The 254-nt window shown below is 56.3% G+C and carries 1 rRNA gene (cut by a window edge); it reads right to left on the bottom strand.

From position 1 onward, the window contains the following. Positions 1-254, bottom strand: a 16S ribosomal RNA gene (locus tag SSOG_RS19905); it runs 1,215 nt beyond the window's last position.

A 254-nucleotide genomic window follows, 5' to 3' on the forward strand; every position in this document is an offset into this window, starting at 1 on the left:
AGGCCCGGGAACGTATTCACCGCAGCAATGCTGATCTGCGATTACTAGCAACTCCAACTTCATGGGGTCGAGTTGCAGACCCCAATCCGAACTGAGACCGGCTTTTTGAGATTCGCTCCACCTCACGGCTTCGCAGCTCATTGTACCGGCCATTGTAGCACGTGTGCAGCCCAAGACATAAGGGGCATGATGACTTGACGTCGTCCCCACCTTCCTCCGAGTTGACCCCGGCAGTCTCCTGTGAGTCCCCATCA

The sequence above is a fragment of the Streptomyces himastatinicus ATCC 53653 genome (assembly GCF_000158915.1).
GTDB classification, from domain to species: domain Bacteria; phylum Actinomycetota; class Actinomycetes; order Streptomycetales; family Streptomycetaceae; genus Streptomyces; species Streptomyces himastatinicus.